General features: G+C 68.2%; 15 protein-coding genes. 7 read left to right on the forward strand and 8 right to left on the reverse strand.

From position 1 onward, the window contains the following. Window position 1: 1 nt before the first annotated feature. On the reverse strand, window positions 2–1,624 hold the full coding sequence (locus tag ACIOSY_RS11280) for an FAD-binding oxidoreductase (protein ID WP_400853196.1): 1,623 nt from the start codon (window positions 1,622–1,624) through the stop codon (window positions 2–4). A 20-nt stretch (window positions 1,625–1,644) separates the two neighbouring features. Between ACIOSY_RS11280 and ACIOSY_RS11285 the strand changes: the two genes are divergently transcribed. From ACIOSY_RS11285 to ACIOSY_RS11305, 5 genes are all read left to right on the forward strand, one after another. Next, window positions 1,645–2,232 carry a TetR/AcrR family transcriptional regulator gene (locus ACIOSY_RS11285; protein WP_400853198.1) on the forward strand — a complete coding sequence of 196 codons (588 nt, stop codon included), beginning with the start codon at window positions 1,645–1,647 and terminating at the stop codon, window positions 2,230–2,232. After that, entirely contained in the window at window positions 2,229–3,689 is a 1,461-nt protein-coding gene (locus ACIOSY_RS11290; RefSeq protein ID WP_400853200.1) for a glycerol-3-phosphate dehydrogenase/oxidase, read from the forward strand. The genes ACIOSY_RS11285 and ACIOSY_RS11290 overlap by 4 nt, the downstream gene beginning before the upstream one ends. Before the next feature lie 109 nt (window positions 3,690–3,798). Continuing rightward, window positions 3,799–4,482 (forward strand): SPFH domain-containing protein, encoded by a 684-nt coding sequence (locus ACIOSY_RS11295; RefSeq protein WP_400853829.1) that lies wholly within the window; start codon window positions 3,799–3,801, stop codon window positions 4,480–4,482. 32 nt (window positions 4,483–4,514) lie between these two features. Further along, window positions 4,515–5,189 (forward strand): TetR/AcrR family transcriptional regulator, encoded by a 675-nt coding sequence (locus tag ACIOSY_RS11300; protein ID WP_400853202.1) that lies wholly within the window; start codon window positions 4,515–4,517, stop codon window positions 5,187–5,189. Beyond that, window positions 5,186–5,797, forward strand: coding sequence for a hypothetical protein (locus ACIOSY_RS11305; RefSeq protein WP_400853204.1), 612 nt, complete (start codon window positions 5,186–5,188; stop codon window positions 5,795–5,797). The genes ACIOSY_RS11300 and ACIOSY_RS11305 overlap by 4 nt, the downstream gene beginning before the upstream one ends. Here ACIOSY_RS11305 and dxs read toward each other — a convergent pair. The 5 genes from dxs to dut all read right to left on the reverse strand — a co-directional run bounded on the left by dxs (window position 5,794) and on the right by dut (window position 12,652). Next, window positions 5,794–7,743: a 1-deoxy-D-xylulose-5-phosphate synthase gene (dxs, locus tag ACIOSY_RS11310; protein ID WP_400853206.1), complete on the reverse strand. Its 1,950-nt coding sequence runs from the start codon at window positions 7,741–7,743 to the stop codon at window positions 5,794–5,796. The two genes, ACIOSY_RS11305 and dxs, sit on opposite strands and share 4 nt — an antisense overlap. Window positions 7,744–7,899: 156 nt before the next feature. Then, window positions 7,900–10,737 carry an aconitate hydratase gene (locus ACIOSY_RS11315; RefSeq protein ID WP_400853831.1) on the reverse strand — a complete coding sequence of 946 codons (2,838 nt, stop codon included), beginning with the start codon at window positions 10,735–10,737 and terminating at the stop codon, window positions 7,900–7,902. A gap of 151 nt (window positions 10,738–10,888) precedes the next feature. After that, a complete protein-coding gene (locus ACIOSY_RS11320) occupies window positions 10,889–11,623 on the reverse strand; it encodes a DUF3159 domain-containing protein (RefSeq protein WP_400853208.1) in 735 nt (244 codons plus the stop codon). Next, entirely contained in the window at window positions 11,620–12,207 is a 588-nt protein-coding gene (locus ACIOSY_RS11325; RefSeq protein WP_400853210.1) for a DUF3710 domain-containing protein, read from the reverse strand. The genes ACIOSY_RS11320 and ACIOSY_RS11325 overlap by 4 nt, the downstream gene beginning before the upstream one ends. Beyond that, the gene (gene dut / locus ACIOSY_RS11330) at window positions 12,200–12,652 is read right to left on the reverse strand and encodes a dUTP diphosphatase (RefSeq protein WP_400853212.1); all 453 of its coding nucleotides are present in this window, start codon (window positions 12,650–12,652) and stop codon (window positions 12,200–12,202) included. The genes ACIOSY_RS11325 and dut overlap by 8 nt, the downstream gene beginning before the upstream one ends. Before the next feature lie 12 nt (window positions 12,653–12,664). Between dut and ACIOSY_RS11335 the strand changes: the two genes are divergently transcribed. Next, window positions 12,665–13,129 (forward strand): DUF3093 domain-containing protein, encoded by a 465-nt coding sequence (locus ACIOSY_RS11335; RefSeq protein ID WP_400853214.1) that lies wholly within the window; start codon window positions 12,665–12,667, stop codon window positions 13,127–13,129. Window positions 13,130–13,221: 92 nt separating this feature from the next. Here the strand turns inward: ACIOSY_RS11335 and ACIOSY_RS11340 are convergent, their stop codons facing one another. Next, window positions 13,222–13,515: a DUF4193 domain-containing protein gene (locus ACIOSY_RS11340; protein ID WP_400853833.1), complete on the reverse strand. Its 294-nt coding sequence runs from the start codon at window positions 13,513–13,515 to the stop codon at window positions 13,222–13,224. Between the two features lie 197 nt (window positions 13,516–13,712). On the opposite strand from ACIOSY_RS11340, the gene sepH reads away from it, so the two are divergent. Beyond that, the gene (sepH, locus tag ACIOSY_RS11345) at window positions 13,713–14,759 is read left to right on the forward strand and encodes a septation protein SepH (RefSeq protein WP_400853216.1); all 1,047 of its coding nucleotides are present in this window, start codon (window positions 13,713–13,715) and stop codon (window positions 14,757–14,759) included. A gap of 9 nt (window positions 14,760–14,768) precedes the next feature. On the opposite strand, the gene ACIOSY_RS11350 is transcribed toward sepH, so the two are convergent. Beyond that, window positions 14,769–15,839 (reverse strand): alkaline phosphatase family protein, encoded by a 1,071-nt coding sequence (locus ACIOSY_RS11350; RefSeq protein WP_400853218.1) that lies wholly within the window; start codon window positions 15,837–15,839, stop codon window positions 14,769–14,771. Window positions 15,840–15,852: the final 13 nt, after the last annotated feature.

Raw genomic sequence — 15,852 nt, forward strand, 5'->3', positions numbered from 1 at the left:
GTCAGTCCCCCTTCGTCAGGGCGATCACGGCACCGGGATTCAGGATGCCCTGGGGATCGAGCTCGCGCTTGATCGCCGTCAGTATACGCACGCCGGTCTCCCCGATCTCCTCGGCGAGCCACGGCGCATGATCGCGACCCACGCCATGGTGATGGCTGATCGTGCCGCCGCTCGCCATGATCGCGTCGTTGACCTGCGACTTGACCCGGCCCCAGACCTCGAGCGGGTCATCGCGCACTCCGGCGAGCACCGTGAAGTAGAGCGAGGCGCCCGTGGGGTAGATGTGGGAGACGTGGCACATGACGTAAGACTTCGCGCCGGCCTCGGCGAAGCCCGCGCGCAGGGCTTCCGTGATCGCTCCGCGCAACCGCGCGAGGTTCGACCACGTCGTCGCCGTCTCCAACGTCTCGCAGAACACCCCGGCATCCAGCAGTGCGTCACGCAGATACGGGCCGTCGAAACGTCCGTCGCGCCATGCCGCGGCGTCGCCTTCACCGGAAGATGTTCCCCCGGCGTTCCGGAGCAACGATGCCGTACGCTCCCGCCGAGTCGCGATGTCGTCGCCCTCGTAGACCGTGACGACGCTCGCCCCTCGGGACAGCGCCTTGCCGATGCGTCCGACCTGGGCCAGACTGACCGCCGTCTCCGCCTCGTCGGAGAGGCGGATCACGGTGGGGCCACCGCCGTGCTGCGCGACCTGTCGCAGCCCTTCGGCGCCGGCGGCGAAGTCGGGGAACGACCATGCCTCGAACACCCGGCTCTGCGGAACGGGATGCACGCGCACGCGCACCTCCGTGATCACCCCGAAGATGCCCTCCGAGCCGAGGAAGACCCGCACGAGATCGGGACCGGCCGCTGATCCGGGGGCGCGTCCGAGATCGAGGTCCCCGGTCGGCGTGGCCACGCGGATGCCGGTGACCATCGTCTCGAACCGACCGTGGCCGGCCGAGTTCTGGCCTGACGACCGCGCGGCCGCGAAACCGCCGATCGTCGCATACCGGAAGCTCTGCGGATAGTGGCCGAGCTCGAATCCGTGCGCCCCGAGCAGCTCCTCCGCCTCCGGCCCCGTCGTGCCGGCGGCGAGCACCGCCACCGCCGAGATCTCATCCAGCGCGAGCAGGCCCGTCAACCGGCGCAGATCGAGGCTGACCACCGCCCGTTGCGTGCCGCGCTGCGGTTCCAGGGCGCCGACGACGCTCGTCCCGCCTCCGAAGGGGATCACGGCGAGGGCGAGGTCGCTCGCGATCGCGAGCACGGCTGTCACTTCGTCGTGCGTGCCCGGCCGGACGACGGCATCCGGGGCGTCCTGCTCGTGCGCACGGCTCCGCAGCAGATCGGGCGTGGAGCGACCTCGGCTGTGACGGATGCGCGCGTCGGCCGACACATCGACATGCTGCGCACCGACGGCGGCGGCGAGGCCCGCGATGTCGCTCTCGGTCAGTCGCGTCGCGGGGATGTCGACGTCGCCGAGCTCGGCCGCCTTCGCCGGGCGTCGCACCCGACCCAGCAGCAGCGGCAGAAGTGTACGAACGGCGAGTGGCAGCGCGCTCTCGCGCCGCGGATCACCCCAACCGTTCCATCGCATCGGCGGGTCGTCATCGACACTGCCATCCTCTGGGCTCATGGGTTACAGTGTGACACATCATGAAAGAACGTCAACCAGAGACTGTCGAATGGGATGCGACGCAGAACCGTATCCTCGACGCCGCGGACACGCTCCTGCTTCGTCGCGGAGTGCACGGCGTCACGATCGCCGAACTCGCGCGCAGATCCGACCTGAGCCGGCCGACGATCTACCGCCACTGGAACGACGCCGACGATGTGGTGCGATCAGCCCTCCTGCGCCGTGTCACCAGCATCCTTGCCGAGTTCCCTGCGCCCGCGACGAGCAGAACCGCCCTCGTCGACGATGTGCTGCGCTTCTCCGAGCGGTTCCAGCGCGACGACGTCTACTCGCATCTCCTCGCGGACGAGCCCGAAGCATTCACCCGCTACACCCTGCAACGCGTGGGATCGAGCCAGCGGCTGATCCTGAGCTGGCTCGCCGCCTCGATCGCCGCAGCCCAGCGCGGGGGCACGGTGCGCGCTGGAGAACCGCAGCAGATCGCGGTGATGCTGCTGCTCATCGCGCAATCGGCCGTGCTCTCCCACGGCACCGTGGCCGAGCTGATCGACGACGCCGCCTGGACGAGCGAGCTCATCGCGGCCCTCGACGGACACCTTCGACCATGACGCCCGCCTCCGCCGCCCTCAACGCCGCGCGGCGGCGCAGCGAGCTCGCGCTCGCCTCGCAGGACACCACCGACGTCCTCGTGGTCGGAGGCGGCATCACCGGCGTCGGCGTGGCACTCGATGCCGCCTCGCGGGGCCTCACCGTCACGCTGATCGACGCAGAAGATCTCGCGTTCGGTACCAGCCGCTTCAGCTCCAAACTGATCCATGGCGGCCTGCGGTATCTCGCGACCGGCGATGTCGCGACCGCACGGGAGAGCGCGGTCGAGCGGCACCTGCTGATGACGTCCATCGCTCCGCATCTCATACGGGCGCTGCCGCAGCTCCTCCCGTTCTCCCCCGGCATCACGATGCGCCAGCGCACCACCGGTTCGATCGGCATGGGCCTGGGCGATCTGCTGAGAATCCGCGCAGGAACCCCGCGCACCGTGCTGCCGCCCCCGCGGTTCGTCTCGGCGCGAACGGCTCTGCGGCTCTTCCCCGCGTTGGAGGCGCGAGGGCTGCGTGGCGGAGTGCTCTCGCACGACGGGCAGCTCGTCGACGATGCGCGCCTCGTGGTGACGGTCGCGCGCACCGCCGCGTCTCTCGGCGCACGCGTACTGACGCGCGTGCGGGCGGGTGAGCTGCGGGCCGACGGCGCCAGCGTCGAGGACGCCCTGACCGGCGAACGCTTCGACATCCGCGCGCGCAGTGTGATCAACGCGACCGGAGTCTGGGCGGGAACGCTCGATGACAGCCTTTCGATCAGACCGAGCCGGGGCACGCATATCGTGCTGGATGCCGCCGACCTGGGCGACCCGACCGCTGCAGTGACCATTCCGCACGTGGGGTCCGTCAGCCGCTTCGTCTTCGCACTCCCCCAGCAGCACGGCCGCGTGATCGTCGGGCTCACCGACGAAGCGACGACGGGGCCGGTGCCATCGGTGGCACGACCCACCGACGGCGAGATCGACTTCCTGCTCGCCACGCTGAACCGGGTCGTCGCGACGCCGATCCACCGTGATCAGGTGCGCGGGTCGTTCGCCGGCCTGCGCCCGCTCGTCGACAGCGGTACGGCCTCGACCGCCGACGTCTCCCGGCGGCACCTCGTGACCGTGTCGGAGGCGGGCTTCGTCTCCGTTCTCGGCGGCAAGCTCACCACCTACCGACGCATGGCCGAGGACGCCGTCGACGTCGCGATCCGTGCGCGACGACTTCCGGATGCACCGAGCGCAACGGCGCGTCTGCGGCTCGTCGACGTCCGCCCGTCGGGTGCCTCCCACGGGGGCTCGCCCGACGCGGAACCCATCGACCTCACGCGTCAGGATGTCGATTTCGCGGTACGGGTGGAGGGCGCGATGACCGCCGACGACGTGCTCGATCGGCGCACCCGCATCGGGCTCGTCGCCGACGACCGAGCGCGCAACCTGCCGATGGCCGAACGCCTGGTCGCCGAAATCCTCGCCGACCTCGACTGAGCGGCAACGCGCCGGGGAACCGACGTGGAACTGTGCGTGAACGTCGAGCGCGGAGGGCCCTCCGGATGCTCCTCCCCGAGGTGATCACAGGCAGAGTGAGCACGTGGACATGATCTTCAGTGCACTCGGCGGCGGTGCGATGGGCGGCTTGGTCAAGACCGGCACAGCGGTCCTCACGATCCTGCTCGTGATCCCCGCTCTCCTGAAACTCCTCATCGTGACCGTCGACGAGGGGTGGGCGGCGATCCGCACGCGCAACGGCCGACCGATCATCCGCCGCGGGCGCGCCGGCAAGGCGCAGGGCGACGGTGTCGGCGAGGTCGTCGTGCTCCGGCCGGGATCCCACGGAGCTTTCCCTCTCTTCTACTGGTACAAACTCATCGACGTCCGCTGTCGGGCGACCGACCTGCCTGCGCGTCAGCTCACGGGGGCGACCGGGCACCAGCACCTCGTGCATGCCTCCTTCGAGTGGCGCCCGGTCGCCTCGGGCCGTGATCTGCGCGTCTTCGAGCTCGACGTCGTGAACGTCACGGAGCGGGCGGCGAACATCATCTCCGCGGCCCTCCGCGACGTCATCCGCTCGCTCGAGGGCGCGGAACTTCCGCACAACGACGTCCTGAGTCTTCAGGTGCGCGAAGCCTGTGCAGACAAGGTCCTCGCGGCATGCGGCGTGGAAGTGGTGAATGTGCTCCTCACCGGAGACGCCCTCACCGACGGCTATCTCCTGTCGCAGGCCCTGCGCGAGAGCGGCGACGCGCCTCGGACGATCGCCGCGCTGCACGCACTCAACTGACATCCGCTCCCTGCGGGTGTAGTATTTTGAACATGTTCGAAACAGAGCCGGCCCTCTCGAAGAGCGAGCGCACCCGCGCACGGATCAGCGAAGCGGCGACCGCCTCCTTCATCGAACGCGGGTACGCCGACACGACCATGCGCATGATCGCCGAGACCGCGGGGGTATCCGTCGGGAACGCCTACTACTACTTCCCGTCGAAGAACCATCTCGTGCAAGACCTCTACGAGCGCGTGCAGCGCGAGCACGCGCTCGCCGTGCGCCCGCTCCTCGACGCCGAACGCGCACTGGTCGACCGGCTTCGGGCGGTGTTCGAGACGGGGCTGTCGACCCTGGCGCCCTACGAGCGCAGCGCGCCCGGGTTCCTCGCCGCGATGATCGCTCCGGATTCTCCGATCAATCCTCTGTCCGCCGATTCCGCGCCCGCTCGTGAGATCACGGTCGGCCTGTTCCGGGAGGCGGTCGACGGTGCACAGCATCGGCTCCCCTCCGACATCGCCGAGCGACTCCCCGACGCGCTCTTCGTCGTCTACCTCGCGCTCGTTCTCCGGTGGACCTACGATGAGTCCGCTCACCATGCAGGGACCGCGCGGATGCTGGATGCGGGGCTGCGACTGCTCTCCGTCGCACTCCCCTTCGTGCGCGTTCCCGGTGTGCACGCGACCGCTCGAGAACTCCTCACCCTCGTCGCGGAGGTGCGGTCATGACGACAGATCAAGAGCCGCGAACCCAGCGCAGCGCCACTCAGCCGATGGCGTTCACTTCCGACGAGTTGCTCCGCGGCGGATGCGCCACCTGGGTGATCTTCATGATGATGCTGGTCGGCGCCAGCGCCGTCAGCAGCATCGGCTCAGCGATCGATGCGTCGCAGATGAGCCTGTCCCCGGGGAACGACATCGCATCGACCGTGCCGCTCGCGCTGGTCTTCCCGCTGATCGTCGGGATCTTCGGGGGGATCATCGCGGCGATCGTGATGGTCTTCGGCGTTCTTCTCGCTCGCCCCATCGGCCACGCCATGCGACGCATCCGGCCGATCCCGCTCCACCTTCTGGTGTACACCGGGCTCGGTCTCGTGGTCGCCGCGCTCTACCTCACGGTGATCAGCGGCGGCCATCCGCTCGCCGTCCTGACGTACGGCATCAGCTCGGGAACGATCTCCATCCTGTTCCCCGGCATCGCCGCAGCGGTCGCCGTGCCGCTCGGATGGTGGTGGACCGCCCGTCGAGCGCTCCGCGAGGACGCGGGGCTCTGGGTGCCGCGCCGACGTCGCCGCACCGATCTCGACGCGGCTCACGAAGATCACACGACGGGCTAGTCCGCCCAGCGACGCTCGTGCAGCGGCAACTCGATCGCGCCCGTCCCATCGACGCTGCGCGCCACCGGGATGCGGGTGCCGAGCACCTGTGCCACGACGTCCTGCGCGATCTTCGAGGCGGTCAGCCCGGCATCCGTGAGGATCTGCTCGCGCGACGCGTGGTCGATGAACTCGTCGGGAAGTCCGAGCTCGTCGACGGCGGTGTCGATCCCCGCCTCGCGCAGCACCTGTCGCACGCGCGTGCCGATACCGCCGACGCGGATGCCGTCCTCGAGCGTGATGACGAGACGGTGACGGGCGGCGAGGGTCAGAATCGAGGGCTGCACGGGAATCGCCCAGCGCGGGTCGATGACAGTGGCGCCGATGCCCTGGGCGCGGAGGCGCGCCGCGACATCCATCGCCATCGACGCGAACGGTCCGATCGCGACGATGAGCACGTCTTCGGACTCGCCCCGGTCCAGCACGTCGACGCCGTCTTCCAGGCGCTCGATCGCGGGGAGGTCGGCCGATACCTCGCCCTTCGGGAAGCGGATGACCGTGGGGGCGTCGTCGACCTCGACGGCTTCGTCGAGCGCTTCCGTCAGTCGCGCACCGTCTCGCGGTGCCGCGATGCGGATGTGCGGAACGATCTGCAGCATGGCGAGATCCCACATGCCGTGGTGGCTCGGCCCGTCCGGACCGGTCACGCCTGCCCTGTCGAGCACGAAGGTCACCCCCGCACGGTGGAGGGCCACGTCCATGAGCACCTGATCGAAGGCGCGCCCCATGAAGGTCGCATACAGCGCGACGACGGGGTGCAGACCGCCGTAGGCGAGCCCGGCCGCCGAGGCGACGGCGTGCTGCTCGGCGATACCCACGTCGTAGACACGGTCGGGGAAGCGTTCGGCGAACGGGGCGAGGCCGGTCGGGCGCAGCATGGCTGCGGTCATCGCGATCACGTCGGACTTACGCTCACCCACGGCGACCAACGAGTCGGAGAAGACGTCGGTCCATCCCCGACCGCCCGACGAGAGGGTCTCCCCCGTCGTCGGATCGATCTTGCCGACGGCGTGGAACTGATCGGCATCATCGTCGCGGGCCGGCTGATAGCCGCGGCCCTTCTCGGTGATCGCGTGCACGATGACGGGAGCACCGAAGGACTTCGCGAGTTCGAGCGTCTCGAGGAGCGCCGGCAAATCGTGTCCGTCGACCGGTCCGAGGTACTTGATGTCGAGATTGGAGTAGAGCGCCTCATTGTTGGTGAAGCGCGAGAGGAATCCGTGCGTGCCGCCGCGTACGCCGCGGAAGAGGGCGCGCCCCACGGGACCGAACGCGCGGAAGAGTCGATCGGACTTGTGGTGGAGCTCTTTGTAGGCCGCCGCCGTGCGGACGCGGTTGAGATAGCGCGACATCCCACCGATCGTCGGAGCGTAGGAGCGCCCGTTGTCGTTGACGACGATGACGAGGTTGCGGTCGTTGTCATCGGAGATGTTGTTGAGCGCCTCCCACGTCATGCCGCCGGTCAGAGCGCCATCGCCGACGACCGCCACCACGTGACGATCGGCGCGTCCGGTCGCCGTGAGCGCACGCGACACCCCGTCCGCCCAGCTCAACGAGCTGGAGGCGTGCGACGACTCGACGACGTCGTGGGCGCTCTCGGACCGCTGCGGGTAACCGGCGAGGCCGCCGCGCACGCGAAGCCCGGAGAAGTCCTGGCGACCGGTGAGCAACTTGTGCACGTAGGACTGGTGTCCCGTGTCGAAGATGAACGGATCGTCCGGTGAGGAGAAGACGCGGTGCAGCGCGATGGTGAGTTCGACGACGCCGAGGTTCGGGCCAAGGTGCCCACCCGTGCGGGAGACGTTCTCGACGAGGAACTCGCGAATCTCTGCAGCGAGTTCCGTCAGCTGCTCTGCACTGAGACCATCGAGGTCCCTGGGTCCTGAGATGCTCGGAAGAATGGGCATCAGCACCTCCTCACCTGCTCCGTAAGCGGCGTCCGCTTCTGGCGCGAACGTCACATCGATCGTACCGTGGTCACCGGTGAAAGCTCCGGGAGGCGCACCCCCTGGCGCGACGAAGGGGGCCCGGTTAAGATGCCCGGGCCCCCTTCGACTGTGCGATCAGACGAGCGAACGCAGCACGTACTGCAGGATGCCGCCGTTGCGGTAGTAGTCCGCCTCACCGGGGGTGTCGATGCGGACGACCGCGTCGAACTCGACGACCTGCTTGCCCTCGGGCGAGTTCTCGCTCGGGGTGGCGGTGACGTGGACCGTCTTCGGCGTGACGCCGTTGTTCAGCTCTTCGAGACCCGTGATCGAGACGACCTCGGTGCCGTCGAGACCCAGCGACTCCCAGCTCTCGCCGGCGGGGAACTGCAGCGGGACGACGCCCATGCCGATGAGGTTCGAGCGGTGGATGCGCTCGAAGCTCTCGGTGATGACGGCCTTGACGCCCAGCAGGCTCGTGCCCTTGGCCGCCCAGTCGCGCGAGGAACCGGAACCGTACTCCTTGCCACCGAAGATGACGAGGGGCGTGCCCTGCTCCTGGTAGTTCATGCTCGCGTCGTAGATGTACGACTGCGGTCCGCCCGGCTGGGTGAAGTCGCGGGTGAAGCCACCCTCGACGACCTGGCCGTCGTTCACGGCCGAGACCATGACGTTCTTCAGGCGGATGTTCGCGAACGTTCCACGGATCATAACCTCGTGGTTGCCGCGGCGGGATCCGAAGGAGTTGAAGTCCTTGCGGTCGATGCCGTGCTCGGTGAGGTACTGGGCCGCGGGAGTGCCGGGCTTGATGTTCCCGGCGGGCGAGATGTGGTCGGTCGTGACCGAGTCACCGAGCGTCGCCATGACGCGTGCACCCTGGATGTCGCTCACCGGGGTGAGCTCCATCGTCATGCCGTCGAAGTAGGGCGCCTTGCGCACGTAGGTCGAGTCGGCGTCCCACTGGAAGGTCGCGTCATCGGGCGTCGGAAGGCTCTTCCAGCGCTCGTCGCCCTCGAACACGGTGGCGTACTGCTTGATGAACTGCTCGCGCGAGATCGACGAGTCGACGATCTCCTGCACCTCGTCGGGCGACGGCCAGATGTCCTTGAGGAACACGTCGTTGCCGTCGGTTCCCTTGCCGAGCGCGTCGTTCTCGAAGTCGAAGTGCATCGACCCGGCCAGCGCGTAGGCGATGACCAGCGGCGGACTGGCGAGGTAGTTCATCTTCACGTCGGGGCTGATGCGGCCCTCGAAGTTGCGGTTCCCCGACAGGACTGAGGTGACCGCGAGGTCATGCGAATTGATCGCTTCCGACACCTCTTCGATCAGCGGCCCGGAGTTTCCGATGCAGACCGTGCAGCCATAGCCGACGGTGAAGAAGCCGAGACCCTCGAGGTCTTTGTCGAGGCCGGACTTCTCGTAGTAGTCGGTGACGACCCTCGAGCCCGGGCCGAGCGTGGTCTTGACCCACGGCTTCTGCTTCAGACCCTTCTCGAGCGCCTTGCGTGCCACGAGACCCGCGGCGATCATCACCGACGGGTTCGACGTGTTGGTGCACGAGGTGATGGCAGCGAGCGTGACCGCACCGTGGTCGAGGATGTACTTCTCGCCGGACGGGGTGGTCACCGGAACCGGACGGGACGCGTTCGCCGGTGCACCGCTGTTGATGTGCACGGGACGCGTCGTCGGCTCTTCCTCGCCGGGAACGGAACCCGGGTCGGATGCCGGGAACGAGTGCTTCGATTCGAGATCGACCAGGTCATCCGACGTCAAAGCTGTGGCGTAGTTGAGGATGTCCTGCTCGAACTGAGACTTGGCCTCGGATAGCAGGATGCGGTCCTGCGGGCGCTTCGGGCCGGCGATCGACGGCACGACCGTGCCGAGGTCGAGCTCGAGGTACTCGCTGAACACGGGCTCGTGAGAGGCATCGTGCCAGAGCTTCTGCGTCTTGGCGTAAGCCTCGACGAGCGCGACGGCCTCTTCGCTGCGGCCGGTGAGGCGCAGGTAGTCGAGGGTGACGTCATCGATGGGGAACATCGCGGCGGTCGAGCCGAACTCGGGGCTCATGTTGCCGATGGTCGCGCGGTTGGCGAGCGGGACGGATGCCACGCCGGCGCCGTAGAACTCGACGAACTTGCCCACGACGCCGTGCTTGCGCAGCTGCTCGGTGATCGTGAGGACGACATCGGTCGCCGTCACGCCGGCGGGGATCTCACCGGTGAGCTTGAAGCCGACGACGCGCGGGATGAGCATCGACACGGGCTGGCCCAGCATCGCAGCCTCGGCCTCGATGCCGCCGACGCCCCAGCCGAGCACGCCCAGGCCGTTGACCATCGTCGTGTGCGAGTCGGTACCGACGCAGGTGTCGGGGTAGGCGCGGAGCACGCCGCCGACCTCGCGGTCGTAGATGACCTTCGCCAGGTGCTCGATGTTCACCTGGTGCACGATGCCGGTTCCGGGCGGAACGACCTTGAAGTCGCTGAAAGCCGTCTGGCCCCAGCGCAGGAACTGGTAGCGCTCGCCGTTGCGCTCGTACTCGATCTCGACGTTGCGCTCGAGAGCGTTCTCGGAGCCGAAGAGATCGGCGATGACCGAGTGGTCGATGACCATCTCGGCCGGAGAGAGCGGGTTGATCTTGTTCGCGTCGCCGCCGAGCGCGGTGACGGCCTCGCGCATGGTGGCGAGGTCGACGATGCAGGGCACACCGGTGAAGTCCTGCATGACCACGCGCGCCGGCGTGAACTGGATCTCGGTGTTCGGCTCGGCCGCGGCATCCCACGACCCGAGCGCCTCGATCTGGGCCTTCGTCACGTTCGCACCGTCTTCGGTGCGGAGCAGGTTCTCGAGGAGCACCTTGAGACTGAAGGGCAGCTTGTCGAAACCGGGCACCGTGTCGATGCGGAAGATCTCGTAGTCGGTGCTGCCGACCGTCAGGGTGCTCTGGGCACCGAAGCTGTTCACCGTGGACACGATTCCGTCTCCTTCTGTTCTGAGGGGAGCGACAGGCATTCCCATCTTGCTCGCCTCGGAGGTGTCGGGGCTAGCAAGGCGGACCTAACCAGTCTGCGCCTTCGAGCCTCCGTGCAGGAGCAAGAAAATTTATCTTGATGTCAAGATAAATCTATCACGCCTCGGAGACGGGACCCCGCTCCGGCACGCGGGGATAGAGCGCGCGCACCACCAACCAGGTCACCGCGACCATCGGTGCGAACAGGGGCAGGCCCATGATCAGCTTCAGGGTGCCGAGTGCTGTGACCTCTTCGGCGAGATACAACGGCAGTTGCACCGCGAGGCGCGCGAAGAAGAGCGCGGCCCAGGCGATGCCGAGCCAGCGGAACGCGCGTCGCTTGCGGCGGTCGTTGCGCCAGGCGGTGCCCTCCCCCATGAGGAACCCCGCGGCGACGCCGATGAGCGACCATCCGATGAGCGCGGTCACGAGGAGCACGGTCCCGTAGGCCGCGTTCGTGATGAGACCGGGAACGAAGTTGTCCTGACCGCGACCTGTCCACAGCGCCAACCCGGCCGCCGCGGCCGCCGCCACCAGACCGCCGATCGCGGCGGACGGCGGCGACTTCTGCACCAGCCGCACGATCGTGAAGACCGCGGCGAGTCCGACCGACACGCCGAGCGCGAGGATCAGCGGCTCGGGACGGATCGTGAAGAGCACGACGAAGGCGAGGCTCGGCAGGACAGACTCGAGGATGCCCCGCCACCCGCCGATCGCGGACCAGACGACGGTGGGAGTGCTCGCGCCCTCGGCAGGATCCACGCCGACTCGACGTGCGACGCCGCCGAGCGCTGCACCGAAGATCTCCGATGCGGACTGTTCGCGCTCGCCGTTCGGCTGGTCCCCGCTCACGCGGAACCCGGCGTGGCCGGCATCTTCAGCGGGATGAGATCGCGCGGCGGCATCGGGGTTCCCCCGCGCACGACGACGATCGAACGGAACAGGTCTTCGACCTTGGCCGCTGCTTCGGGATCGGATGCCGCGGCCCCGCCGATCACACCACGCAGGAACCACCGCGGGCCGTCGATGCCGATGAATCGCGCCAGACGGAGTCCGGAGCCCTCGGCGGCCGTCGCAGGCACCTCGGCCAGCAGTTCCTTGCCGAGTGCGCCCTCGCGCTCCTCGACCCGGCCGCCCTGCGCCTTGACCTGATCGCGCAGCTGCACGCGCGTCTCGTCCCACAGCCCACCGGAGCGGGGGGCGGCGAACGGCTGCACCTGCAGCGACGAGTCGGCGTAGTCGAGGCCGACGGCCACGATGCGCTTGGTCTGCTCCTCGACCTCGAGACGAAGGTTGAGCCCTTCGCGGGGCAGGATCTTGATGCCTCCGAGATCGATGTACGGGCGCACCGGGTTCGCTTCGGAATCGTCGAAGGGACCGTCCGCCGCACGGTTCAGCGGCGTGAAGTCGTCAGAAGTGGGGGTGATTTCAGTCATTGCTCTTCCCTGCCTGATAGCCGGTCGACCCGAATCCGCCTTCGCCGCGCACGCTCTCCGGCAGCTCATCGACCGGATGGAACACGGCACGCGTCACCGGCATGATGATCAGTTGCGCGATGCGATCGCCGACCGCCACATCGTACGCGCTCCGGATATCGGTGTTGATCAGACTCACTTTGATTTCGCCCCGGTATCCGGCATCCACCGTTCCCGGGGAATTCACGATCGAGATGCCGTGCTTCGCGGCGAGACCGCTGCGCGGGACGACGAAAGCGGCGAAACCCTCCGGCAGCGCGATCCGCACTCCGGTCGACACCAGAGCACGTTCGCCCGGCTCGAGTCGGACCGACTCGGCGGCGGTGAGATCCGCGCCGGCGTCGCCGGGATGGGAGTACACCGGCACCTCAGCGGCGATAATGGGGATATCAACGGAATCGGTCACCCCATGAGGCTAATGCAGAACCCCACCACCCGCGCACGGTCGCGGTATCGCGAACGACTGTCACCGAGCCTCCGGCTCCTGGTCACGGTCGCCCTCGCGGGACCCATGGTGTCGCTGATCTTCGTGCCCGTGGGTGCGACGATCGCTCTGATCGCCGGCGCGAGCGTCTCGGCCCTGCTCGTCGCACTGTCCATCGCGAGCACACCCGTCGTATCCGTCGAAGACGGTGTGCTGCGAGCCGGGCGCGCCCACATCGGGGTCGAGTTCCTCGGCGAGCCGATCGTGCTCACCGACGCCGACGCCAAAGAGGCACGCGGTCCCGGCCTTCCGGCCCGGGGATGGCATCTGATCCGCGGGGGTATCGACGGCATCGTCGTCGTCCCGAACATCGACCCGGATGACCCGGTCAGCGCGTGGACGGTCTCGAGCCGCACGCCCGACCGTCTCGCCGCCGCCATCCGCGCCGCGCGCACCTGATCCTCATCCGTCGCCGCTCCGCGCGGCCCCGGAAACGACAACGCGCCCCTGACCGAAATGGTCGGGGCGCGTGATTCGTCGCGCGTCGCCTGTCAGGCTGCGCATTCCTTGCAGATCGGGCCCGCGGCCTCTTCGTGGTCGAGCTGTGAGCGGTGCTTCACGAGGAAGCAGCTCATACACGTGAACTCGTCCTGCTGCGCTGGCAGCACGACGACGTCGAGCTCGAGGTCGGAAAGGTCGGCGCCGGGAAGGTCGAAGCTGGACGGGTTGTCCGAGTCCTCGTCCCCGGTCGAGCCGGAGAGCTTATCTGGCACGCGCTCCTTAAGGGCTTCGATCGACTCGGAGTCGTCTTCGCTCTTACGGGGGGCGTCGTAGTCGGTTGCCATGCGGTAGATCTCCACAATCATGGTGCGAGTGGTGGTGCGCCGTCGGGTATTCGGCGGCCATAGTTTGCATGACCAGACGACAATAAGCAAATGCCCGACTGGTCGACAGAGCAAACTCGCGGCGCGCCCAGGGTATTCCCGACCAGAACCAGCCCCGCGTGACACCATGAATGCACACCCATCAGAGGGGCATTCGCATGGAAAACGTCACCATCGTCGGCACAGAGGCAGGAGTCCTCGTGCTCGCGACCGAGTCCGGCGCGCGGTTCGCGCTGGCAATCGACGACGTGCTGCAGCGAGAGCTGCGACGGGCCACGCGTCAGGCCGAACCGGCCGCTCAGCGCCTCGCCGCAAGCCCGCGCGACATCCAGGCCCAGATCCGTGCCGGCCTCACCGCCACCGAGGTCTCGGAGCTTCTGGGAATCAGCGTCGACGATGTCATCCGATTCGAGGGCCCCGTGCTCGCCGAGCGCGAGCACGTCATCGGGCAGGCTCTGGCCGTACCCGTGCTGATCGGAAGCGAGGTCGAACCCGACGCGCAGCCCACGTTCGGCACCGCGATCCGTGCGAAGCTCTCCGAGATCGCCGCCTCGTCAGAGCGGTGGGCGAGCTGGAAGGACGACTCGGGCTGGATCATCAAGCTCGAGTTCACGGCCAACGAGGTCGAGCACGATGCGCGGTGGAGCTTCGATCCGCGCCGCAGCTCGCTCGCCCCACTCAACGCCGACGCGACCCAGCTCTCCCGTCAGGGTTCGCTGCCGGAGGGACTCATCCCCCGGCTTCGCGCGGTCGACTCCGAGAAGCAGAGTTCGCCGTACAAGGACGACAGCCGGTTCGACTCGGGCGCATTCGGTCCGCGACTGGTTCCCGCTCCCGAGGCCGACGTCGAAGACCCTGCTCTCCCGGAGCGGGCGAATGCCGCGGTTCAGGATGCCGCCATCAAGCGTGCACCCGAGACCGCGTCGACCAGCCCGGAGACGGCGGACCTCCTCGAAGCGCTGCGTCGTCGCCGCGGCCAGCGCGAGTCCTCCCCGCTGATCGACGATCGCGACGATGAGGAGACGCCGGAGCCGAGCCCGATCGCCCTGTTCGATGCGTTCGAGCAGGAGACATCGGAACCGGAGCCACCCGCCGAGCCGCAGCCCGGCCCCGCCGAAGCCAATGACAGCGCCGGCCGTCGTCGCCGACGCAACGCGATGCCCTCGTGGGACGAGATCGTCTTCGGAGCCCGCACCGACGAGTGAGCCCCCGGCTCAGCGTGCGAAGGCACCGAGCCTGATCAGGGGCACCTGGCGTTCTTCCGGCGTCACGCCGCCGTGTTGCCCGACCATTCCTCGCCCGCGCTGGTCGCTCGCGGTCCCGTCGTAGACGGCGCCGTTTCCGCGGGCGATCACCAGCACATCGCCGATCCTCGACGACGCTTCTTCCGTGACCACGGGCCCGAAGAGACCCGCAGCCACGGCGTTGGCGCGACCGATCACGTCGGCGATCCCCTCCAGGTCGCGGCTCCATCGGGCGACGATCTCGCCGGCATCCGCGTCGGACTGCGCATAGGCGTGCAGCATCCGAGGCTCACCGCCGAGGTGGCGAACCCCTCCGAGATGACTCTCGTCGAGGATCACCTGGCGCCGTGAGGGAACATCGACCATGCCGTGATCCGACGTGACGACGACACCGACGCCCGGGGGGACCGAGGCCGAGAACGCGGCATCCACGTCTTCCAACGCCGACACCCATTCCGACGAGGCGATGCCGTGTTTGTGCCCGGCCTTGTCGACCTCCGGCAGGTAGCAGTACACGAACGATCCCGGGTTCTGCTCCGCGATCTCGTATGCCCGCCGCACGCGATCCGCCGCACTCGGTGCAGAGCTGAACTCGGCACCGCGCAGGGTCGCTCTCGTGAACCCGCTGTGCGCGTAGGCGGGCAGGCCGACCGCGAAAGCGCCGTGGCCCGCGGATGCCGCACGCTCGAAGACCGTGGGCGCCATCTGCCAGGTCGCGGGATCCAGTCCCTCGCTCTCCCAACCGGTGAGCTGGTTGACGAGCAGATCGCGGCCGGAGTCGAGAACGCGGTAACCGACCAGGCCGTGCTCGCCCGGCCAGACCCCCGTCAAGATGCTCGTCAGCGCCGCTGCGGTCGTCGACGGGAACACGGAGTAGCCCACATCGCGCTTCGTCATCGCCGACGTGAGGCTCCGGGCATGGCCCGCGTGCGCACGCAGACTGATCGCGCCGAGACCGTCGATGACGACGAGGACGACCGAGGTGGCACGAGGAAGAAGCTCCGATTCGCCGCGCACCGCGGCGAGGAGGTCGTCCGCCACCCCGACGATGCTC

The sequence above is a fragment of the Microbacterium sp. NPDC087665 genome, from assembly GCF_044743285.1.
GTDB lineage: Bacteria > Actinomycetota > Actinomycetes > Actinomycetales > Microbacteriaceae > Microbacterium.